Source organism: Ulvibacterium sp., assembly GCF_028285715.1.
In the GTDB taxonomy this organism is placed as follows: domain Bacteria; phylum Bacteroidota; class Bacteroidia; order Flavobacteriales; family Flavobacteriaceae; genus Ulvibacterium.
Genome location: NZ_JANQOO010000035.1, coordinates 88,203 through 110,986, shown reverse-complemented (window position 1 = coordinate 110,986; position 22,784 = coordinate 88,203). Strand labels below are relative to the sequence as shown.

Below are 22,784 nucleotides of genomic sequence, written 5' to 3'. Positions count from 1 at the left end.
ATGTACGTCAAATTGAATGGGGATTTGTATTATAAATAAAGTACGGTTTACGCTTAGCATTCTATGTGCTGTATTAAGTGCATCGGGCTGTAAAAAAGACCCCTCTCCACCCCTATCCCCAGAAGAAGCATTGAATTCCTTTGTTCTGGCGGACGAAGATTTACAAATTCAACTAGTCGCTGCCGAGCCTTTGGTCCAGGACCCCGTAGCCATCTCCTTCGATGAGGGTGGAAGACTTTGGGTAGTGGAAATGCTTGGGTTTATGTCCGATATCGATGGTACGGGTGAAGAAGATCGTATAGGTCGCATCTCGGTCTTGTTCGATGATGATAACGATGGTCAAATGGACCGCGGTCAAATCTTTTTGGATAGCCTTATATTACCCAGGGCCCTTGCGGTCATTCAAGGAGGTGCGCTGGTTGCCGAAAATATACCTTTATGGCATGTTGAGGATACCGATGGAGACTTTAAGGCCGATACCAAAACCTTGATCGATTCCACCTATGGAGGTAGTGGCATGCCCGAACATTCCGCCAATGGACTTTGGCGTGGAATGGATAACTGGTATTATAATGCAAAATCCAAATACCGGTATAGAAATATGAATGGGGAATGGGTTAGGGATGAAACCGAATTCCGCGGGCAATGGGGCATTGCCCATGACGATGCGGGCCGACTCTTTTACAACTACAACTGGTCACAACTACACGCCGATTTGGTACCACCCAACGCTTTGATGCGCAATGAAAACCATACACCCTCAAGTGGAATTGACCATGGATTGACATTGGAACGCCGCATATTTCCCATTCGAAGCAATACGGCGGTAAATCGGGGATATGTACCTGGCACCTTGGATGAAAAAGGGCGTCTTTTGGAATTTGCTTCGGCTTGTGGTCCCCTAATTTACCGGGGAGATGTGCTTCCCAATACATATAAGGGCAATGCCTTTATCTGCGAACCCACCGCCAATCTCATCAAACGCAACAAAATTACGGAAGAGGGCTTTATGCTAAGTGCCCAAGGAGTGTACAACAATCGGGAATTCCTAGCTTCGACCGATGAGCGCTTCCGCCCCATTTCCTTGGCCTCGGGTCCGGACGGCGCACTGTATGTGGTTGATATGTACAAAGGTATCATTCAACATGGCCCGTATATGACGCCATATCTTCGTGAAGTGACCTTGGAACGTAAATTGGACAAACCCATTCATATGGGACGCATCTGGAGAATCACTTCAAAAAAGAAAAACAAGGAAAAACCTATTGATCTTTCCGAGACCGATTCCAAGACTTTAGCGAACCTTTTGGGGCACCCCAACGGATGGACGCGCGACATGGCCCAACGGCTATTGGTGGAAAAAGGGGAACCCGTTGCCAACCAGCTGAAAGAAGTTATCGAAAAGGGAAATCCATTGGCTCAATTGCACGCCTTATGGACTTTGGAAGGTTTAGGTCTGGCACAACCTAAAGTCTTATTGTCCGCTTTAAAGTCGAAAGACCCGAAGGTAGCGCAAGCTGCTTTACGAATGATCATCGCTAAGGATTCCGACCTTGTGGACGTAGAAAAAGAGGTTACCGAATTCATACAGGAGACCTATGATCAGGCTGCTCCTTTGCTACAGATGCAAATGGTATTGGAAAGTGGCCAAATCGATTCGGAAATTGCTTTCGATATCGCACAAAAATTTCTATCCCGATTTGGGCAATTGCCCGTATCAAGGGATGTTGTGATGAGCAGTTTGGAAAACAGGGAAGCCGCACTGTTGAAAATGCTCATGGCCGAATCGGAATGGAAGACCTACAGCCAAGCCAAGGAAATATTCATAGAAATGTTGGCCACGGCTATTGCGAATAAAGGCTCGGATGAAGAAGTGCAACATATGTTGGCCCTTGTTCAGGATAAAGTGCCTGAGAATCAATCGTGGATCAAAACTGCAGTGATAAATGGTATGCTTAATTCCAAAGGTGCCAACGACGAAGGGGAGATTGCGCTTTTAAAAAAACCGGTTCTTCTAAAAAGTGAAACCTTGCCCGAGGCACTGCTTCAAAAATTGACTTGGCCCGGGAAACCAAAAAGACAACTTGCCATAAAAAAATCGGAACACGAAGTAGACCCCCAATTGTTTGCGTTGGGGAGACAAAAATATTTAAACCTATGTGCCAACTGTCATGGCACCCAAGGGGAAGGCATTTCCCGTTTTGCACCTCCCCTTAAAAACTCGGAGTGGGTCACAGGGGCGGATTACCGATTGGCGATGATATTATTGCATGGTATGGAGGGCCCAGTAACCGTAAATGGCAAGGAGTATGGCATCCCCGACATTTTGCCTAGCATGCCTTCCTTCTCCACCCTGCAAAATGAGGATATAGCTGCCATCTCTACCTACATTAGAAATACTTGGGGGCATTCCCAAAAACCTCTGTCCGCCGGAGCTGTAGGCCATATCCGCTTCCGCACCCAGGGGCAGGTTACCCCATGGAAAGCAACGGAACTGGATACCCTGGTCTTTAATAAGGACTTATAAACAGATTACATGAAAGCAGTACTAAGGTATTTCGTTTTAGTTTTGGGTTTGGCCTCTGTCATCGCTTGCCGGACCAAAAAAAATGACCAAAAAAATGAGGGGAACAACCAAGAAAGCAGCTTTGTCATTAAAAAAGGGGACGATATCATTGAGGTATTTACCATCGACGGCGATTTGGCCTTGGTGACACAAAATATTAAAGCGGATTTTCGTCCTTTTATCCACCCGATTTTGGCACCGGGTTCCAGTGCCGAAATGACACAGTACAGTCCCGGTCATCACCCACACCAAACCGGACTCTATTGGGGTTTCACGCGTGTAAATGGTACTGGAATAGATTCCGCCGGACTAAAAAAATGGTTCTATGACCGGAACAAACCTGAAGACATCAAGAAAAAAATTGGGCGGGATTATTTTCACTTTCCTGGAGGCGACCATTGGAAAAAGGTGTCGGCCCAAGTGCTCATTCCCCAAGGAAAGGAGGTAAAATGGAACACTGTTTACCACATGCTGGATGAGGCCGGTATACCCATCTTAAAAGAATCTCAGACCTGGACTTTTACCAAAAAATCGGATAGCTATCTTATGAGCCTGGAATGGCAAGGGGAGGCACTTACGGATATTACCATCAACGAATTCGATTATGGTGGGTTGTTTCTAAGGATGCCCTGGAAAGAGGGTATTCATGGTGAAGTGGAGAACGCCGCTCGGCAACGAAACGAAAAGGCCGAAGGTCAAAGGGCCATGTGGGTAGATGCAGGTATGGAAATCGATGGTTTGGACGAATGGGGTCATATTGCCATTTTTGACCACCCCGATAATGAAGGCTTCCCCCAAACTTGGCGCGTGGACTCCCAATTAGGCATTGGACCGGTACGTGCAAAAATGGGGGATTGGCATATTAAAAAAGGGGAAGTTGAAACTATTCGGCACCAAATAGTGGCGTATACCGGAAAATTGAACGCCATTAAAATAGATGAGCTTTGGGGAGATTATGTGGGTGATAAAGGGATGTACAATACCGCTTCGCTTTGGGAACTGGCCAAAAAAGAAGGACGGGACGCCAAATTATTGAATCCGGAGGAAGCGGTTGAAGCGATGACCCTAAAAGAGGGCTATAAGGTGAATGCATTTGCATCGGAACCTATGATTACACAACCCATGGCCTTTTGCTGGGATGATAAGGGCCGTATGTGGATTGCTGAGAATCGTGATTATGAGTCCCGTGGGCACGGTTTTTCCAATTTCGGGGACAGTCGCATTCTGATTTTGGAGGATACCGATAAGGACGGAGTCGCGGATAGCAAAAAGGTTTTTTTGGAAGGTATTCCATTTCCTTCTGCAATTGCAGTAGGCCATGGTGGGCTTTTTTTGGGAGCACCGCCCAACTTGTTATTTGTACCCGATGCAAATGGGGATGATAAGGCGGATGAAGAGGACATAAAAGTCTTATTGACCGGGTGGGGAATCCGGGATCGACATGAAACCATTAATAGCTTCCATTGGGGACCGGATGGCTGGCTCTATGGTCTTGAGGGGTTTGCAACACCCTCGGTAATTCGAAAACCTAAAGGAAAAGGGCGTATTTATCGGCATGGCGAAGCCTTCCCCGAGGATTTGTTGAATGCGGAAGGGGTGGACATCAATGGAGGTGTTTGGCGCTATCACCCCGTAAAAGATCGTTTTGAAGTGGTCTCCCATGGTTTTAGCAATCCCTGGGGCATCGATTACGATTCCAAAGGTCAGCTCTTTATCACAGCATGTGTTATCCCACATTTGTTCCATGTTATTCCCGGTGGTATATATCATAGACAGGGTGGGCAACATTTTAATCCTTATGTCTATGACGATATAAAGACTATTGTGGACCATCGTCATCGATCGGCCCATGGTGGTGCTAGAATTTATCAATCCGACGCCTTTCCAAGTGAACAACACGGGCGAATTTTTATGGCCAATATCCACGAACATGCCGTACTATCCGATATTTTAATTCCAAATGGTTCTGGCTTTACGGCGAGTCATGGTGAGGATTTTTTATTGGCGAATAATGCCCAATGGGTAGGATTTAGTGTGGAAGTAGGCCCTGAAGGCGGACTCTATGTCCTGGATTGGCATGATGCGGACATTTGTGGCGGGGAAGTACTCAATAAGGAAACCGGACGTGTTTTTAGAATCATGCCCAAAAAATCGAAGGCCAAAAATTGGCCCGGAAGATTTGAGGATTTAAATGGAAAAAGCGACTTGGAGCTCGCGGAATTACAACACAGCAAAAGCAATTGGCATGCTCAAAGGGCTAGGGTAATCCTTCAATACAGGGCAACCAAAAGGGCATTGGAAGGGGAAGCCATTTCCCGATTGGAAAAAATACTGGAAAAAGAGGGGAACGAAGATCTTAGGTTACGTGCCTTGTGGACCCTTTGGATTACGGGGAACGTTACTTCAGATCAGTTATTGGGACTTCTCGCGGACGGGCAGCAATATGTCCGGGCATGGGCCATTCAATTTCTTACGGAGGATGGGCCAACCTCGAAGACAGTTGTAGCGGCCCTCACCCAATTGGCAAAAAACGAAAGCTCTCCCGTTGTTCGGCGCTATCTGGCCGGTGCTTTACAAAGAATTCCCAGAGCAGACCGTTGGGATATAGCCGCATCCCTTATACAATTTGAAGAAGATGTGGATGATCCCAACATTCCGTTGATGTTGTGGTTTGGAATAGAACCTATGTTGACGGACCAACCCGAAAAGGCATTATCAATGGCCAATACCTGTGCCATTCCATCCCTGGTAGAGAAAATTGCCAGACGTTTGGTAGATGGGGAGCAATTGCAAAAATTAGTTGCCGAGATAGGTAAAAAATCCGATAATCGAAAGTATTTATTAAGGGGTATGTTGGCCGGTCTCGAAGGTAGATCGGATATGAGGGAGCCTTCCAATTGGGCCTCGGCCTACAAATCGCTACAGTCCGATTCTGAATTGGCTACCTTATCCGATCAAATAGCACAACGTTTTGGTAATGCGGAGACGGCCAAAAAAATGATGGCCATCATAAATGATGTTGAATCTGATATTGAGCAAAAACAAAATGCGATAAAAAACCTCGCCCTTCACCAAAGAGAGGAACTGGAAAACAGATTGGCCAAATTACTGGACAACCCCGATCTCCGAATGGAGTCGATACGGGCAATTGCGGCCTATGAAAATGAGGACTTGGGCAAGGCCTTGTTCCAAAAGTATACCAAACTTTCCCCGGAAGAAAAGCAAGAGGCCATCCTAACCCTTGCCTCAAGGGGTACCTACGGTAGGATTTTGGCCAAAGCTATTAAGGAGGAGACCATTCCCAGAAAAGACATTCCAGCCTATGTAGCCATGCAAATGCGCCGGGTGGTAGGAAGTGGTTTTGTAGAAATTTGGGGACCTATCGACGATATTTCGGGAGATATCCAAGGGCAGTTCAGTAAATATCAACGACTCCTTTCCGATGAGGCCATCGCCAAGGCCGATGTTTCTGAAGGAAAAAATATCTATCAGCGTACCTGTGCAGCTTGTCATGTGATGTTTGGGGAAGGGGGAGTTATTGGACCCGATCTTACTGGTTCCAACCGTACCAATACGGCCTACCTTTTAAACAATATACTAAATCCCAGTGGTGAAATTCAAGATGACTACAAACTAGTGGTCATCATAACCCAAGACGGCAGAACGTATAGCGGAAACATCATCGCCGAAAATGACCGAAATATTACCCTTAGGGTAGTGGGCCAAGAGCCTATTTCCATCAACAAATCCAAAATAAGGTCCCGGGATGTTACCGAAAAATCGATGATGCCCGAAGGCTTGTTGAACACTCTAAGCGACGCGGATGTCCTGAATCTGGTAGCGTACCTAAAAATGCTCGATCCTTCAGAAAATTTGTAATCCTTAACTTTTTATATCCCAATTTATGAGCAATAAAAAAATAAAAATAGCGATAGCCGGACTCGGTTTTGGAGCGGAATTTATTCCTATTTACCAAAAACATCCAAACGCCGAAATGTATGCCATCTGTCAACGGACCCAATCCAAGTTGGATGAAATAGGTGATGCCTTCGGAATCGTAAATAGATATACGGACTATGATGAAATGTTGAAAGACCCTGAAATCGATGCGGTACATATCAATACGCCCATTCCCAATCACACGGAACAGTCCATTGCAGCTCTGAAGGCAGGTAAACATGTGGCCTGTACCGTACCCATGGCAACCACAGTTGAGGAATGCCAACAAATCGTTGAACTTGCCAAGGAAACAGGGCTATCCTACATGATGATGGAAACTGTCATATACAGTCGTGAATTTCTTTATGTTAAGGAGATGTATGAAAAAGGTGAGCTAGGAAGGATACAATTCCTAAGGGCCTCGCACCAACAGGAAATGGCGGGATGGCCTGGCTATTGGGAAGGTTTACCACCTATGCATTATGCTACCCATTGTGTTGGACCTATATTGGCCTTGCCCAAAGGGGAAGCTGAATATGTCTCCTGCTTTGGATCCGGGAGAATAGATGAAAATCTAATTCCCATATATGGTTCCCCCTTTGCCATTGAAACTTGTCATATTAAACTAAAGGACTCTGATCTGGCCGCTGAATTGACACGTTCGTTATTCAATACGGCAAGACAATACCGGGAAAGCTTTGATGTTTATGGCAGCAAGAAATCCTTTGAATGGACCTTGATCGAGCACGAGGATTCCGTAATCCATACCGGGGAAACTCCAGAAAGGGTAAAGATTCCGGATTATGCCCACCTCCTGCCGGAGGAAATTGCCCCTTTTACCACCGCAGGTGTGTATGATTCCGATGACAACCAGCACCTTTCCTTTATCCAAGGTGCGGGCCATGGCGGATCTCATCCACATTTGGTGCATGAGTTCTTGACGGCCCTGGTCAATGAACGGGAACCTTATCCCAATGCCGTGCAATCGGCAAACATTACATGCGTAGGTATCTTGGCCCATGATTCGGCTATGAAAGGTGGGGAAATTATCAGATTACCCGACTTTACTTTCAAGTAAAAATGAAGTGATGAAAGAAACAATTGGTTGCCTGTGCATGGGTTTCGCGCTACTTTTCCAATGCTGTACTTCCCCTACTCCATCGAAAAACGGAAATCGCCCTAACATTATTGTTATTATGGGAGACGATATGGGCTATTCCGACATTGGCTGCTACGGTGGGGAGATCAAAACCCCAAGACTGGATGGACTGGCGGCCAACGGGCTGCGGTTTACCCAATTCTACAATACAGCACGTTGCTGCCCTACCCGTGCTGCGCTGCTAACAGGTCTTTATCCTCAACAAGCTGGGATTGGCCATATGGTCAATGACCGTGGAACACCAGCTTTTAAGGGAGATTTAAGTTTCAATGCGGTGACCATCGCAGAAGTCTTAAAGAAAGCGGGGTATTCCACGTATATGTCGGGGAAGTGGCATGTAACCCCCTATGTTATAGATAACCCTGATAAACACAATTGGCCCAGACAACGCGGTTTTGATAGGTTTTTTGGAATGATCTCAGGAGCGGGTAGCCTATATGATCCACGCTCCCTAACGGAAGATAATAAGTATGTTGCGCCACGTGAAGGCTTCTATTGCACCACCGATTTTACGGATTATGCCGTGGAACGTATTGAGGAACATCAAGACGATACCCCTTTCTTTCTGTATTTGTCCTACACAGCGGCACACTGGCCCATGCATGCCCCGGCCGAGGCCGTTGCGAAATATAAGGGAAGCTATGACGAAGGTTGGGACGAGATGCGAAAGAATCGCTTTGAGCGGATGAAAAAAATGCAATTGACCAAAACGGAATGGGAACTCACGCCACGGGATTCCCTCATACAGCCTTGGTCCGAAGATATTCCGGACAAGGAATGGGAACTCGCCAATATGGAGACTTATGCAGCTATGGTCACCCTTATGGACCGAGGCATAGGAAAAGTGGTCGACGCCCTTAAGGCCAAAGGAGAATTGGAGAATACCTTGATTATTTACTTACAGGACAATGGCGCCTGCGCCGAGGAATTGAAATGGGTGTCAAAACGTACCACGGAAGAGGACCGGTTACCCTTGGGCCCAGGAGAGCTTCAAACCGAAATGGTGCCCTTTTTTACAAGGGACGGTAAGCCCATTGGGATTATGAAAAAGGGATGGCCGGGCCCGCCGGAGGGTTATACCGCCTACGGTCGAAATTGGGCCAATGCAAGCAATACACCCTTTCGGGAATACAAGCATTGGGTACATGAGGGTGGTATTTCTTCACCTTTGATTGTGCATTGGCCCGCAAAAATAAACTCCGGGACATCCGGAATTGGTGGATTTAGAACCGAACCTACCCACTTAGTAGACATTATGGCTACCTGTGTAGACGTGAGTAACAGCCCCTACCCTACCATTTTTAATGGCCACAAGATACAAGCTATGGAAGGTAAAAGCCTGCTTCCTGCATTCTCTGGAAATGCCCTGGAAAGGGAAGCCATCTATTGGGAACATGAGGGTAACCGGGCCGTAAGAATGGGGAAATGGAAATTGGTCTCCAAGGCGGACAAAACCCATTCTTTTATATGGGATAAAATCGATGATTTGGAATTGGACAAATGGGAACTGTTCGATATGGAAGAGGACCGAACCGAAATGCACAATTTGGCCGCCGTTCATCCTGATTTGGTTCAAAAGATGGCACAAATGTGGATGACCTGGGGGAAAAGGACGGGAATTGTTCCGAGACCACAGTAAACCTGATAAAAAAATTACAAAGAACAGGTTCCAAGAGCAGTTTGGATAGGTTCTTTATGCCTATATTTAGAAACAGATTATATTGATGGATGAGCTTCTCTTTCAGAAACCTGTTAGACCGCTCTAAAGCAAATTGAACGTATGCAAATAAACCCCCAACTGAAACCCCAAGACCTTAAGGACAAGCTAGACAGATTATGGGCCTTATCCGGACAGAAAATAAAGAGCATGGCTTCTCATCTGGAAGGTGTTTCCGGATCTCCTGTAGTCACCGTAAACGGAACTTATGAGCCAAGAAGTTGGACGGATTGGACACAAGGTTTCCAGTATGGTTCGGAACTCTTGCAATTTGATGCAACCGGGGATACCTACTTTCTTGATCTTGGCATTGATCATATAAAGGACCATATGCCGGCCCATATCAGCCATTTTGGTGTTCATGATCATGGCTTCAATAATCTTAGCACTTACGGTAACCTGTTAAGACTCTTGAATGAGGGGAAAATTCCAAAAGACCAGGGAACAAAGGAACTCTGTGTTTTGGCATTGAAGCTATCGGCCTCGGTCCAGGCACAGCGTTGGACCACCCTTCCTCAGGGAGGCTATATCTATTCCTTCAACGGTCCACACTCCCTATTTGTGGATACCATGAGGACCATTCGAATCCTGGTAGCAGGCCATATGTTGGGACACCACTCATCCGGTGAGAACGATTCCAAGATAAACTTGCTCAAAAGGGCCTACCAACATGCTTTGGCTACGGCCCAGTATTCCATTTATTATGGTGAGGGACGGGATAGCTATGACGTTTGGGGAAGAACGGCCCATGAAGCTATCTTTAATACCAATGACGGAAACTTTCGCTCCCCTTCCACCCAACAGGGATATAGCGGGTTCTCAACCTGGACCCGAGGTCTCAGTTGGGCCATGTTGGGCTTTTCGGAACAGTTGGAATTTCTACAAAGCCAAAAGGAGCTACCAGGGCTGGATGAATTCGGAGGCAAGAAGCAACTGGAGGAAATTTTTCTCAAGGCGGCACGGGCCACTTGCGACTTTTATTTGGAAAACAGCGCAGCCGATGGAATCCCATATTGGGATACCGGAGCACCGGGTTTATTCCATCTTCCGGGTTGGCGGAATAAAAAATCAAATCCCTTAAATGATCATGAACCTGTAGACAGTTCGGCAGCGGCCATCGGAGCGCAAGGCTTATTGAGGTTGGGCAACTACCTGAAGGGCAAGAACGGGGCCGATGCAGATAGGTATTGGTCCGCTGGTTTGACCATTGCCGACAATCTTTTCAGCGAGCCATATCTCAGTATAAAAGAAAATCATCAGGGATTGATCCTACATGCCATCTATCACCGTCCCAATGGTTGGGACCATATTCCAAAAGGCAGTAGTATTCCTAATGCGGAGGCCTGTATGTGGGGAGATTATCATGCCAGGGAACTGGCATTGTATTTGGATGAGATGATAAGAGGTAATTCATATTATACATTTTTTAAAGGTATAACATCATAATATGGCCAAATCCAAACCTAGATTCCCGCGTATAGCACAATTGAAAACGGCTGAAAGCTTTTTACAGCACCTGTCCAAAATCGAGGCCGACTTACCTTTTAGGGATATTTTAAATGAGCCTGGACATTCCATTATGGGTCATGATTTTAGACTACGATCCGGCAAGACCATTGGCAATCGATTTTGCATCCTTCCCATGGAAGGTTGGGATGGAACCCTCCAAGGTCGGCCTTCCAAAATGACCAAGAGGCGTTGGCACAATTTTGCCACCAGCGGGGCTAAATTACTTTGGGGCTGTGAAGCTGTGGCCGTAAACCCGGAAGGGAGGGCCAACCCCAATCAGTTGCTGATCAATGAAGCCAATTTAGAAGCATTCAGGCTTCTGTATGCTGATTTGATTCAAGCCCACGAATCCAAATTCGGAACTTCGTCCGACTTATATGTGGGTCTGCAACTCACCCACTCCGGTAGATTTGCCATTCCTGATGATGATCGTAAGCGGAAGCCCAAAATTGTATATCGCCATTCCGTCCTGGATAAAAAATTCAATATCCCTGAACATTATCCGGTATTGTCCGATGACGAGATTGATGGGTTGGTACAAGATTTTGTAAGGGCAGCGGCTCTTGCAAAGGAGGCAGGGTTCCAATTTGTAGATATTAAGCACTGCCATGGCTATTTGGGTCATGAATTTCTTAGCGCCTTTAATCGCGATGGAAGATATGGGGGTTCTTTGGAGAATCGTACGCGTTTCCTTACCTCCATTGTCAGAGGTATCAAAGCTACCAGTGATATTCCCATTGCCGTTAGACTTAGTGCCTTTGACTGGATTCCATTTACCCAGGGAGAAAACGACATTGGAGTTCCTGAAAAATTGGGTTCTACATACCATGAGGCGTTCGGGGGGAACGATACAGGTACGGGTATTGATCTTTCAGAAGTTTTTGAGATGATCGGTCATTTGGAGAAAATGGGAATCGAAATGGTATGTATTACCGCGGGAAGCCCGTATTATGTTCCCCATATTCAAAGACCGGCACTTTTCCCACCTTCAGATGGTTATCTTCCTCCCGAAGATCCGCTTCTTGGGGTGGCACGTCAGATCCAGGTTACCCATGAAATAAAAAAAAGATTCCCAAACATGGCCATTGTAGGATCGGCTTATTCCTATCTTCAGGAATGGCTGCCCCATGTGGCAGAGGCCGTTGTGGAGAATGGAATGGCAGATTTTGTCGGTTTGGGGAGAATGGTACTGAGTTACCCGGATATGCCCGATGATATTTTAAATGGTAGAACACTGACCCGAGGTAAAATTTGCAGAACCTTTTCCGATTGTACCACGGCACCCCGAATAGGTATGATCTCCGGTTGTTTTCCTTTAGATCCCTATTACAAGGGAAAACCTGAAGCCGCCGAATTGAAAGCGTTCAAAAAAAGTTCCGGCTTATGACAAAAAATGTTTTGATAACCGGGGGATCCCGAGGGATCGGACTGGGAATAGCTAGGGAATTGGCAAAAGCCGGTTGCAATTTGGCCATCAATGGGATAAGGGAAGCTAATAACATTATAAAGGTCTTGGAAGAGTTGAAAGGACTTGGCGCCCAAAAGGTAATCTACTGTCAAGGAAATATCGCAATTGCCCAAGACAGGAGCAAAGTAATTGAGGAGGTATTGGGAACGTTTGAGCAACTTCATGTGCTGGTCAACAATGCAGGTGTCGGACCTCTAAAAAGACTTGACTTATTGGAGACTACGGAAGAAAGCTACGATCGGGTCATGGACATTAATCTTAAGGGACCTTTTTTCCTTACCCAAAAAGTGGCCGATCACATGATACAACACAAGGATAGGGATAAAGAAAATGTTCCTTGCATCATCAATATATCATCCATTAGTGCTACCACGGCTTCCATCAATCGAGGAGAGTATTGTTTGTCCAAGGCCGGGCTAAGTATGATGACCCAATTGTTCGCTACAAAACTAGGGGAATTTGGCATACCGGTATATGAGGTGAGGCCAGGGGTCATTGAAACCGATATGACGGCAAAAGTGCTACGGAAATACCAAGAAATGATTGATATGGGACTCACCCTTCAATCCAGGATAGGATCCCCTGAGGATGTTGGCAAGGCGGTTCTCGCTTTAGTGGAAGGAAGATTTCCCTATTCTACCGGACAAGTGATTATGGTCGATGGAGGATTAACCACACCTAGATTATGAAAAAACGACGTGTTGTTCTTTTAAAAATTTTGGATGGTCTCGCCATTTTTGCCTTTGTTGCATCGTTTAGTCCGTTGGTAACCCCACAACATGTGGCCGGACCTTTTGTTTTGGGATTTCCCTATGCGCTATGGACCGGGCTATTGGTCAGTTTCCTATTCGTAATCCTCGCCTACTTGGTGTCCGTCATAAACAAAGAAGAAAACAATGCTGACTAAGTTTTTAATAGCGGGGGTAATCTATCTAGGTATCTTGGTCTTTCTGGTAAGACGTACCCGTGTTAGGGAAAAGACTACTTCCAGCTATTTATTGGGTGGTGGCAATATCGGATTTGTTATTGGACTTTTTACGACAGCCGCAACCTTGTTCAGTGCCTTTACCGTAATAGGAATGCCTGACTTTTTCCGAACCCACGGTATTGGTGCCTGGATTTTTTTGGCGGTGTCGGATACTATGATGGTCTATGCCTTGATCCGCATAGGGGAAATGCTCAGAAGAAAAGCAAGAAAACTGGATTTTAAGGGAATGTCCGGTTTAATGGTCAATACCTATGGGGCCAAATTAGCAGGTTATGTGGCCTTCGGAGGGGCAGTGATTTTTTTGATTCCCTACATCGCAGTGCAGATCAGTGGTATTTCCATATTTCTAAATGCAGCCTTTCCAGATGCGATTCCGGTATGGGCCTGGAGTTTGATTATTGTAGGTATCATGATTTTATATAGTGAAACAGGGGGGCTCCGGGCGATTATGTACAATGACACCTTGCAGGGTATCCTTCTTTTTATAACTATATGGATTATCGGTTGGAACTGTATAAGTCATTTTGGGAGTATCCCCTCTATGTTTAATAAAGTGGAGTCCATAAGCAATGAATTGCTTTCCGTTCCAGGTCCCAAGGGGCTCTTTACCACCCAATTTTTGATTATTTCCGCGATTGCCATCATTTCCTTGCCTTTTACTCAACCCCAAATTTCTACTCGGGTGGTTATCATGAAAAGTAGTTCGGCCTTGCGAAAAATGGCCATTGGGCTTGGGATTGTGGCCATATTGATCATTCTTCCCACGCTCTTTATGGGAATGTATGGAGCCGTGCTATACCCAGAGGCATCGACCCAGGAATTCATCGGACATGTGCTTTTGTACGATCAAGCCGAAGGTATTGCCGCATTAGGATTAATAGGCTTGATCGCGGCTGCCATTTCAACTTCTGATTCCCAGATATTCGCCTTAGGCTCCGAGTTAAGATCTTTGCTTACCCTAAGGGATCAAAAGGCGGTTTTGATAACCCGGATTTTTATTTTCCTTTTTGGGATTTTGGCCCTTATTTTTTCCATCCTTAGTACAGAACATTTGGTCCTATTGGCCAGGACCAGTTTTACGGGTACGGCCATGATGGGGCCTATGATCCTGGTGGGAATACTAAGCTCTCGAAAACCCTCACTGCTGATGCCCGTGGTCACTGTGATGATCTTGATTATTTTCATCCTTGCCAAAATAGGAATGATTCCATCTAAAATAGGGGTCTTGGAAATTGAATTGTCCCTGTTCGCAATACTGGCTATTGCCAGTGTTTTGGAAGTTTTCCTGCTCGGTAAGGCCAAGGGCACTACCTTAAGCGATTGAATGGCCTAGCAAAGGTATCGGCAAAAAAATAATTACATTTATAGGACAGAGTTCTTGTAGCAATAAGAATAAAGTATCAGTTGCTCGGTACAGCTTAAAACGGCGATTATGAAAAACACCATATTTGTCTTGTTTGTGATAAGTGTTTTTTTTGGCTGCAAGCCAAAAGCGGAAAGTCAATCTTCCCATAGCGAAACGCCAATCGCCATGGATGAAGGAACGTTAAAAAAAATAGACATCCATGTACATTTTAAATATTCCAGGGAATACCTGCCCGCACTCTTTAAAAAATGGAATATGCAAGGTGTTCTGGTGGATGTTTACCGAGAAGACCCTAATGGTATCGTTAGAAGTTGGGATAATTACTTGACCCATGCTCAAACTTATCCCAAAATGTTTAGTTTATGTTCCGCGATTATCGGGGTGGGTATAGATGAACCGGATTATGCCAAAAAAACTATCGAACAACTAAGCCAGGAAATCGATTCTGGGGCCAGAATGGTGAAGGTATGGAAGAATTTTGGTATGGTAACCAAAGATGCCTCTGGGAAATATATTCAAATTGACGATCCCCGTTTACAGCCCATATGGGACTTTTTGAAATCCAAACAAATCCCGGTACTGGCCCATATTGCAGAACCTTTACAGGCTTGGCGGAAATTGGATCCCAAAAGTCCACATTATGGATATTATATGGGACACCCGCAGTACCACGCTTACAACTTTCCCGAGATACCGTCTTACGAGACTATTATTTCTGCGAGGGACAATTGGATTCAAAAAAATCCTAATCTAAAAATTTTAGGCGCCCATATGGGCAGTATGTCCCACAATGTGGATATGGTGGCGGAACGGCTGGACAAATTTCCAAATATGTACGTAGAGACAGCCGCTAGGTTTGGAGATTTGGCGAGTCAGGATAGCGATGAGGTAAAGGCCTTTCTCACAAAATATCAGGATAGGGTATTTTTTGGTACCGATTATGGAAATAGTATACCGCAAAGTTCCATTGAAAATGCCCAACTTAAGGAAGAACAAAGATTGCTTGATACCAATTATAGACTGTTATGGAATTACCTAAGTGGTACGGATTCCTTGGAGATACGGGGACAAAAAACCCGTGGCCTGGGCTTGCCTATCGATATCCTTAAAAAGGTATATTATCAAAATGCAGTAAACTTTTTAAAACTAAAATAGGGAGCGGATAATTAAACCACTGTCAATTTAAGATACAACATATTAAATGTAACAACCCATGAAAAGACATTGCTTGGCATTAGACCTAAAGAACGATGAGACCTTAATCGCAAAATATGAGGAATACCATAGGGAGGTTTGGCCAGAGGTATTGGACAGCCTCCAAGATTCCGGTATTTCACATATGGAAATCTATCGGGTCGGGAATCGACTGTTTATGATCATTGAGGTAGAGGATTCCTTCTCTTTTGATAGAAAGGCCCAAATGGATGCCGATAATGTAAAAGTTCAGGAATGGGAAGTACTCATGTGGGAATACCAACAGGCCTTACCTATGGCCAAACCAGGCGAGAAATGGTTGCCCATGGATAAGATATTCGACTTTAAGGCTTCCTGAATCCTATTCCATGGGATGTTCCTTTAGAAGTTCTTCCGCCAAGTAAAATCCTTCTTTGTCCTTGATGCTTTCCCGCACTTCTTTCACCTTATTTGGGGAGATGGCCGAAGCTTTATTGCCAAAACTGTTTCTGACGTAGGTCAGCACAGCGGCGATTTCCTTATCATCCAGCATTCCCCCAAAAGGAGTCATAGGGACTTGTCCTGGATAGGTCTTGCCCTTTACCTCTATTGGGCCCATAATTCCCTTTAAGGTAAGTTTTATAAGCCGGTCCTCGTTTCCGGTAACCCAGGGTACGCCAGCCAAGGGCGGAAATTGGGAGGCGGTAAGGCCATTACCGTCCGGCTGGTGGCAGGTAACACAAAAACCTTCCCGTTCATAAATTCCCTGCCCCAAAATGTAGAGTTCCTTTTCCTCACCCTCAAGGCTGGTCTTTAAACTGCCATCACCAAATTTTTCCGAATACCGTCCACCTTCTCCTAAATTATAACCGTTTAAATGGGCAACCGCAGCCTCATAAGGCAATTCCATCCAATCGTCCAAAGGCATGTTACCAGCGGATTGTAGAATTGGATTTCCAATTTCCTTGTCCAACCAGGATGCCGCTACAAGAGCTTCCAAACGGACGCGAGGATTATCATCTTGAACAGCCTTCAATAGCAGTTCGTCTTGATTATCGATTTGATGACCCACGTAACGCAATACTTTTACCGCTGCGGCCCTAGCCCGAAAATCGTTGGCATTCAACATTTGCTGTAGCAATTCATCGTCAACGGCATTGAGCCCCCAAGTTACCCATAAAGCCTCCAATGCGTGGTGCTCGTATTTTGGGTCGTTTTTATCCAAACCTTTGACCCAATCCTCCAATTTTGCCAATACCTGAGCCTTGTCTCTGGCCCTAAGTTCCCTCTTGGTGCGATACCTCGTGCGATATTCCGGTAGTTTTAGATTTTCCAAAAGTTCATCAATAGTGGCATCCACTATTTTTGCGGGCTTTACCAGAGGTCGGGATGGATAGGTAATTCGGTAAATCCTACCATGAACATGGTCGCGCAAGGGATCGCGGGCATTGTGTTGCATATGCCCTACCAGAACATTATGCCAGTCTACCAAGTACAACGAACCATCCGGGGCAAACTCCATATCTACAGGACGGAAATTGGTGTCCGTGGAGCTTATCAAATCCAACCTGTGCCGACTATTGTATCCTGAACTATTCGGGTCGTCGACCATGGTATGTTGCTTGGTCCCCAAGAAACCTATGGTATTGTTAATGATGATATCTCCCTGAACCTCATCGGGGAAATGGCGGCTGGAAATAAATTCCAGACCGGAGGTGGGCCGTACCCGATGTTCTTCCTGTATCAAATTTTTAGGTAAAGGGGAAGCCCTTCCGTATCGCGGTTTAATGCTACCTGGCATCATCCAGGTCATATCGGGGCCCGAAGTATGCGCAAAAAAGTTCTGTCCCCATTCATCAAAGGCAATACCCCAAGGGTTGGGAATTGGCAATTGTGCCGTTCGCTCCAGATGATTTCGTTGTGGACTGTACCGATAAAAGCCTCCATTCGTGCCCCTAACAGGACCATAGGCGGTTTCCACATTGGTATGCAAAAACACACCTTCTCCCATATAAATGGCCCCTGAGGGGTCTGCTGTAAAGGCCCCGGCCGTGTGATGTGTATCGTGGTCGTCAAAACCACTTAGGATAACTTCCGTAACATCCGCCTCATCGTCCCCATCGGTGTCCTTCAATAAAACAAGGTTGGTTCCCTGGGAGACATACACGCCTTCCGGAGCAAATTCAAATCCTATGGTCAAATGTAGACCGTCCGCAAAGGTAGTCTGCTTGTCAGCTTTACCGTCCTTATCGGTATCCTCTAAAATAATGAGTTTATCATTAGGTTTACTGTCCCCAGGCTTGTAGTGCGGATACGACGGCATAACCCCGACCCAAAGCCTTCCTTTATTGTCAAAGGATAACTGAACGGGATTGGCCAAATCGGAGAATTCCTGTTCCGAGGCGAACAACTCTATTTTATAGCCATCCGCGATTTCAAACTTATCCAACGCGTCCTGCCCATATAAATATCCGGCTTCCACATCACCCTGACCGGGATCATAGTTCGTTTTTACCGGTGGCAACGATCTGGTTTTGGCATCAGCAACGGCCAAGTCAACTATTTTGCCTTTGGTAGCTTCCCATATGGCACTATCGCGAATCGCTGTCATTTGGCGAATCTTTTCTATTTCAAAGGGATAGTTGGCCGGCCCAAAGGGATCGTAACGTCTTCCATAGGCATGTACCCCGTTGGGAATTTTAAAATCGTTATGCCAAAACCAATTTTTCTCCATCACTGCATCGTGTACCAAGTCGCGATTATCCCCAGCTTTGTTTTTTTGCTTCCCAAATACTTGATCTACCAGAAACTTGGCGAATTTTTGGTAGCCTAGATCATTTAGCTGGAAACCATCTTTTGTAAGGTTCTCTTGCGCATCCTTGAACCACTTCTTACTTGATTCAAATGCATTTACAAAAAGAACACTGTCCTTTGTGGCCACCTCTTCCATGGCTTGGGTATAAAGCGCCAGATTTTGATTTTCCCTTTGACCATTGGGTAAATCCATTTGAGAGGACAGATCTTCAAAGGCAATAGGAGATACCAAGGCCAATTGGGGTGCAGATTTTCCATTGTATTGTTGTTCCTTCGTGTGGTCAATGAAAGCTTTTAACTCATTTTTGTAGTTTTCCAGGCCTTCCGGGCCTTGAAACGATTCGCTATAGCCAAAAAAAGCAATGATTATATCCGACCCCAGCTGTGTAAGCCATTCATCTTCGGACGGGAAATGTCCTATACTACCGGACTTCTGGGCATACTCATCCTGAAATTTTTCCGCCCCGGGAAAGGCCCAAGGAGAATTCCTAGAAGAATGTGGCCTAAAACCAGGTGTATTTCCTGGATCACACATATTTCGAATAAATAAAAGGCTATCTGGATATCGCAACTGCATTTCTGTTTCGAAATGACCAAAATTTAGCATTCTGGAACCTAAGTTATTTCCTATTAAGACAATGTGGGAGTCTTTTTTCAATTCCAATACAGGGCCTTCCTTTTTACTACAGCCCATTATCAACAAGGCGAGGCAAAACAATAGTGCTTTTCCTTTGCTCCGATTTATCTTTCTGTTCATCTAAATGTTACTTTGGTTGATTACTTTTTATTTGAAGGTTACATGTATCCCCTCTTCTACCGATTTTTCACATGCCTCTATTATTCGTTGACACGTAATGGCATCGTCTAGAGTGGAAAGTGGTGCCGCATCTTCCCGTAAAACTTTATTGATAAAATGTGTTGTCGTATTTTTAATGGATTCCGGATAGCAGTAATACGTTTGCGAATGGGCCCCATTTCGATCGTTGATTACCCAATCCCGATAGCTATAACGCGTACTGCCCTTGGTACCGATTACCTTGATAATACAGGTCCATGGGTCACCGGCATGATCATCATTGGCAAAACTGGCACATAAATGACTTAAGGTTCCGTTCTGCATTTGAATGTTGGCCATAGCAACATTTTCTTGTGGCGCCAAGGTACCATCCACCGTATGCTTTAAACAAGATATGGTCTTTGGCTTTCCGGCCAAATAGAGCATGGTATAGCTATGGTGGGTCAAAATCTGACGAATTACACCGGGATACCTGGCCCTAATCTCATCCGCATGATGAATATTATACATCATGTAAAATTGTGTCACCTCCCCCAGTTTCCCATTTTCAATCATATCCTTTGCCCGACGAATCCCCGTTTCATAAATATAGTTATGAACGGGCATACATTTTATCCCTGCCTCGGCAACAGCTTTTTTCATGCGTTCCAATTCTTCAATAGTAGAAGCTGCCGGCTTTTCCACCAAAACATGTTTTCCCGCTTTAGCCGCCCTAATGGTATAGTCGCAATGGGTTTCCATATTGGTCAATATAAATACCGCATCAATATTAGGGTCATTGAGCAAATCATCTGCAGTGGCATAGGTCTTACAACCATATTGTTCAGCCTTTATCTCACCTTTTTCAGGGGTGCGATTCCAAAGTCCAACCAACTCTGAGCCCTCCAGACCATTGATGGCCTCGGCATGCAAATTGGCCACGTCACCAGCACCTAGTAATCCTATTCGTATTGTATTCATGTGCTTATCGAAAAATCTAAAATGTCCTTTTCCGCCATTTTCCTGAATTCTTGTAGCGACCTCCGTACCCCTTCGGCTATGGCGGTACGTGGTAAATCTTTAAATGTTCCATCTATTTTGGTATGATCCAAATCACAAATAAAAAGATTGGGGGGCGCATCATCGATTATGGAAAGCTTGGCAAACTTCCCCATACCCAATGCACTCGCCTGTTCCTCAACAATCTGCAGAAATGTTGGTATGGGTATGGTTTCCCCCTTTATGTTAAAGGCACCGAAACCGGAATACGATTGTAGCGTACAAGCCGCAAAGTGAGCGCCGACGTCCTCAACAAAATGATAATTTTCGCGTCCTTGATAGGGCATCTCAAAGGGTATCAATTTCCCTGAGACCGATCCCATGGCTATTGCCTTCATGGCATTGGTAGGCGCTGATGTCTTTCCCTTGTCCCTTCCTTTCCCATAGGTGGTATTGATCCGTAGGCAAACTGTGGGCACCTGAGTATTATCGAAGAACAAACGGGCCAAATGCTCTCCCGCCAGTTTCCAGATTCCATAATGATTCGGAGGCGCCAAGGGTACATCTTCAGTAATGGTTGCCTGTGGATACATAGACCGCATTCCATATACTGCTCCGGAACTTGCAAATACGAACCTTTTTAAATTTGGAAGCTTCTCCGCTGCATCAAAAAGAGCCATGGTGCCACCGGTATTGATTTCCATGCCACGGATATGATATTTAGAACAATCCGGACTTTGGTAGGCGCCCAAATGAATAATATGGGTAGGTTTTAGGCTTTGCATCACGGCATCTATGGCCTGGTAATCCGAAACGTCAAGGGTAATAAACTCTAAACGGGAATCCAGCTCCTCACCCAGCCATAACTTTAAGGGATCTGTATTATTAGATCGCGTGGCCACGACAATTTTACGGACTTCGGGGGACTGCAATAACTTGTAAATAGTTACTGAACCTATACAACCCGTCCCTCCTGTGATAAATATGGTATGCATGTATGTTGAATTCTGGATATTAAATGCTAGACTTTAGATATTAGATGTTGGACGTTAGATGCTATATTATGGACTGGTTCTCAATTTGAATTTTTAGTTTGATATACTAGGCATTGGCCAGCATAAAATGAAATCATATAACAATCCATAGCATGTTTAAAGTCTTAGGTCTTATATCTTAGGTCTTTGTGAAAAATCAGTTCATTTTTATCACGGCCTTTACATTGTTGGCCCTAATGGAATCCTCAAAAGCCTGTGTAATATTCTCAAAATCATAAAAATTGGTATAATGCTCCGATGGGAAAATACCGGTGACCATGAGTTTTTGGGCTATCATATAATCATCCCTGCAAGACCCCATGGATCCCCGCATATTCAGGGAGGTACGCGTAAGGTGCGTAGCGTTAATCTCTACTTCCTTGGGGTAAGTGGCAATGACGCAGATATCCCCTTCCGGCCGGACAACGTCTATGGCTTCGGTCAATACCTGAGGTACCCCGGAACACTCTATAAGCAAATCTACCTTACCGTAATTTCCAAAGGGAATGCCCTGATCATCTACAACACCCTTGGACAACTGGGCACTCAAAGTATTATCTGGAGAGACTTCAATAGTGATAAAACCCCGTTCCCTAGCCTTTTTTAAGCGAATATCCCGATCATGGGCTATTCCGGTAACGGCAACCCTTGCCCCTGCCGCCCTTGCCAATTCTGCGGACATAAGGCCTATAATCCCGCAACCGGTGACAACCACATCCTGCCCTGGCTTTATGTTGCACTTATTATTAAGGGCATTTACAATAATGGAGAGGGGTTCTACCAAAGCGCCCTGTTCCGGCGTAAGGCCATCGATTAAATGGACGACCCTATCTGACTCCAGTACCACCTGCTGACCAAATCCCCCGTTTCTATGAAATCCGATAATTTGTTTCTTGGGACACAAATTCCATTTGCCTACCATACAGGCCGGACAATTTTCGTCTCGGCAACCCAACATGGCCAAGGGGGTAAAAACATCGCCTACTTTTACATCACCATGTTCCCCGGGCCCCAATTCCAATACTTCGGCACTAAATTCGTGGCCTATTATCCTTGGGCGCTGTACCCAATCAAAATTAGGCTTTCCCAAGCTTGCACTATTATCCGAACCACAGATTCCGGTATAGAGGGTCTTGGCCAAAATTTCGCCTTCCTTCAATTCGGGAAGCTCCATATCCACTACAGAAGTATTGCTTGTAACGGAAACCCCGGAGTTAGGGTATATTCTCTCCTTTCCATGGAGACAAAAACCTTTTATTGCATTGGTCATTATGAAC

General features: G+C 45.3%; 15 protein-coding genes. 11 read left to right on the top strand and 4 right to left on the bottom strand.

The features are described from left to right. Window positions 1–16 precede the first annotated feature (16 nt). The 11 genes from Q0993_RS18330 (at window position 17) to Q0993_RS18280 (ending at window position 16,264) form a co-directional block, all read left to right on the top strand. Window positions 17–2,527 carry a c-type cytochrome gene (locus tag Q0993_RS18330; protein ID WP_299535859.1) on the top strand — a complete coding sequence of 837 codons (2,511 nt, stop codon included), beginning with the start codon at window positions 17–19 and terminating at the stop codon, window positions 2,525–2,527. A gap of 9 nt (window positions 2,528–2,536) precedes the next feature. Beyond that, on the top strand, window positions 2,537–6,445 hold the full coding sequence (locus tag Q0993_RS18325) for a PVC-type heme-binding CxxCH protein (protein ID WP_299535857.1): 3,909 nt from the start codon (window positions 2,537–2,539) through the stop codon (window positions 6,443–6,445). Window positions 6,446–6,470: 25 nt separating this feature from the next. Next, window positions 6,471–7,583 carry a Gfo/Idh/MocA family oxidoreductase gene (locus tag Q0993_RS18320; RefSeq protein ID WP_299535855.1) on the top strand — a complete coding sequence of 371 codons (1,113 nt, stop codon included), beginning with the start codon at window positions 6,471–6,473 and terminating at the stop codon, window positions 7,581–7,583. A gap of 10 nt (window positions 7,584–7,593) precedes the next feature. After that, a complete protein-coding gene (locus Q0993_RS18315; protein ID WP_299535853.1) occupies window positions 7,594–9,303 on the top strand; it encodes an arylsulfatase in 1,710 nt (569 codons plus the stop codon). A 141-nt stretch (window positions 9,304–9,444) separates the two neighbouring features. Further along, a complete protein-coding gene (locus Q0993_RS18310; protein WP_299535851.1) occupies window positions 9,445–10,827 on the top strand; it encodes a hypothetical protein in 1,383 nt (460 codons plus the stop codon). Between the two features lies 1 nt (window position 10,828). Beyond that, entirely contained in the window at window positions 10,829–12,277 is a 1,449-nt protein-coding gene (locus tag Q0993_RS18305; RefSeq protein ID WP_299535849.1) for a hypothetical protein, read from the top strand. After that, entirely contained in the window at window positions 12,274–13,047 is a 774-nt protein-coding gene (locus Q0993_RS18300) for a 3-ketoacyl-ACP reductase (protein WP_299535847.1), read from the top strand. The genes Q0993_RS18305 and Q0993_RS18300 overlap by 4 nt, the downstream gene beginning before the upstream one ends. Continuing rightward, entirely contained in the window at window positions 13,044–13,265 is a 222-nt protein-coding gene (locus Q0993_RS18295) for a hypothetical protein (protein ID WP_299535845.1), read from the top strand. Before Q0993_RS18300 ends, Q0993_RS18295 begins: the two co-directional genes overlap by 4 nt. Further along, on the top strand, window positions 13,255–14,670 hold the full coding sequence (locus Q0993_RS18290) for a hypothetical protein (protein WP_299535843.1): 1,416 nt from the start codon (window positions 13,255–13,257) through the stop codon (window positions 14,668–14,670). The genes Q0993_RS18295 and Q0993_RS18290 overlap by 11 nt, the downstream gene beginning before the upstream one ends. Window positions 14,671–14,778: 108 nt before the next feature. After that, window positions 14,779–15,867 (top strand): amidohydrolase family protein, encoded by a 1,089-nt coding sequence (locus tag Q0993_RS18285; RefSeq protein ID WP_299535841.1) that lies wholly within the window; start codon window positions 14,779–14,781, stop codon window positions 15,865–15,867. Between the two features lie 58 nt (window positions 15,868–15,925). Next, a complete protein-coding gene (locus Q0993_RS18280) occupies window positions 15,926–16,264 on the top strand; it encodes an L-rhamnose mutarotase (protein WP_299535839.1) in 339 nt (112 codons plus the stop codon). A gap of 3 nt (window positions 16,265–16,267) precedes the next feature. Here Q0993_RS18280 and Q0993_RS18275 read toward each other — a convergent pair whose 3' ends face one another. The 4 genes from Q0993_RS18275 to Q0993_RS18260 all read right to left on the bottom strand — a co-directional run bounded on the left by Q0993_RS18275 (window position 16,268) and on the right by Q0993_RS18260 (window position 22,777). Then, entirely contained in the window at window positions 16,268–19,456 is a 3,189-nt protein-coding gene (locus Q0993_RS18275) for a PVC-type heme-binding CxxCH protein (RefSeq protein WP_299535837.1), read from the bottom strand. Window positions 19,457–19,483: 27 nt separating this feature from the next. Continuing rightward, window positions 19,484–20,455 carry a Gfo/Idh/MocA family oxidoreductase gene (locus Q0993_RS18270; protein WP_299535835.1) on the bottom strand — a complete coding sequence of 324 codons (972 nt, stop codon included), beginning with the start codon at window positions 20,453–20,455 and terminating at the stop codon, window positions 19,484–19,486. Continuing rightward, window positions 20,452–21,468 carry an NAD(P)-dependent oxidoreductase gene (locus tag Q0993_RS18265; RefSeq protein ID WP_299535833.1) on the bottom strand — a complete coding sequence of 339 codons (1,017 nt, stop codon included), beginning with the start codon at window positions 21,466–21,468 and terminating at the stop codon, window positions 20,452–20,454. The genes Q0993_RS18270 and Q0993_RS18265 overlap by 4 nt, the downstream gene beginning before the upstream one ends. Window positions 21,469–21,664: 196 nt before the next feature. Continuing rightward, the gene (locus Q0993_RS18260; protein ID WP_299535831.1) at window positions 21,665–22,777 is read right to left on the bottom strand and encodes an alcohol dehydrogenase catalytic domain-containing protein; all 1,113 of its coding nucleotides are present in this window, start codon (window positions 22,775–22,777) and stop codon (window positions 21,665–21,667) included. Between the last annotated feature and the right edge of the window lie 7 nt (window positions 22,778–22,784).

Coding starts and splice junctions, on each gene's coding strand:
- Q0993_RS18265 (WP_299535833.1), bottom strand. CDS start 21,468: ATGCATACCATATTTATCACAGGAGGGACGGGTTGTATAGGTTCAGTA.
- Q0993_RS18305 (WP_299535849.1), top strand. CDS start 10,829: ATGGCCAAATCCAAACCTAGATTCCCGCGTATAGCACAATTGAAAACG.
- Q0993_RS18290 (WP_299535843.1), top strand. CDS start 13,255: ATGCTGACTAAGTTTTTAATAGCGGGGGTAATCTATCTAGGTATCTTG.
- Q0993_RS18260 (WP_299535831.1), bottom strand. CDS start 22,777: ATGACCAATGCAATAAAAGGTTTTTGTCTCCATGGAAAGGAGAGAATA.
- Q0993_RS18315 (WP_299535853.1), top strand. CDS start 7,594: ATGAAAGAAACAATTGGTTGCCTGTGCATGGGTTTCGCGCTACTTTTC.
- Q0993_RS18325 (WP_299535857.1), top strand. CDS start 2,537: ATGAAAGCAGTACTAAGGTATTTCGTTTTAGTTTTGGGTTTGGCCTCT.
- Q0993_RS18275 (WP_299535837.1), bottom strand. CDS start 19,456: ATGAACAGAAAGATAAATCGGAGCAAAGGAAAAGCACTATTGTTTTGC.
- Q0993_RS18330 (WP_299535859.1), top strand. CDS start 17: ATGGGGATTTGTATTATAAATAAAGTACGGTTTACGCTTAGCATTCTA.
- Q0993_RS18285 (WP_299535841.1), top strand. CDS start 14,779: ATGAAAAACACCATATTTGTCTTGTTTGTGATAAGTGTTTTTTTTGGC.
- Q0993_RS18280 (WP_299535839.1), top strand. CDS start 15,926: ATGAAAAGACATTGCTTGGCATTAGACCTAAAGAACGATGAGACCTTA.
- Q0993_RS18300 (WP_299535847.1), top strand. CDS start 12,274: ATGACAAAAAATGTTTTGATAACCGGGGGATCCCGAGGGATCGGACTG.
- Q0993_RS18320 (WP_299535855.1), top strand. CDS start 6,471: ATGAGCAATAAAAAAATAAAAATAGCGATAGCCGGACTCGGTTTTGGA.
- Q0993_RS18310 (WP_299535851.1), top strand. CDS start 9,445: ATGCAAATAAACCCCCAACTGAAACCCCAAGACCTTAAGGACAAGCTA.
- Q0993_RS18270 (WP_299535835.1), bottom strand. CDS start 20,455: ATGAATACAATACGAATAGGATTACTAGGTGCTGGTGACGTGGCCAAT.
- Q0993_RS18295 (WP_299535845.1), top strand. CDS start 13,044: ATGAAAAAACGACGTGTTGTTCTTTTAAAAATTTTGGATGGTCTCGCC.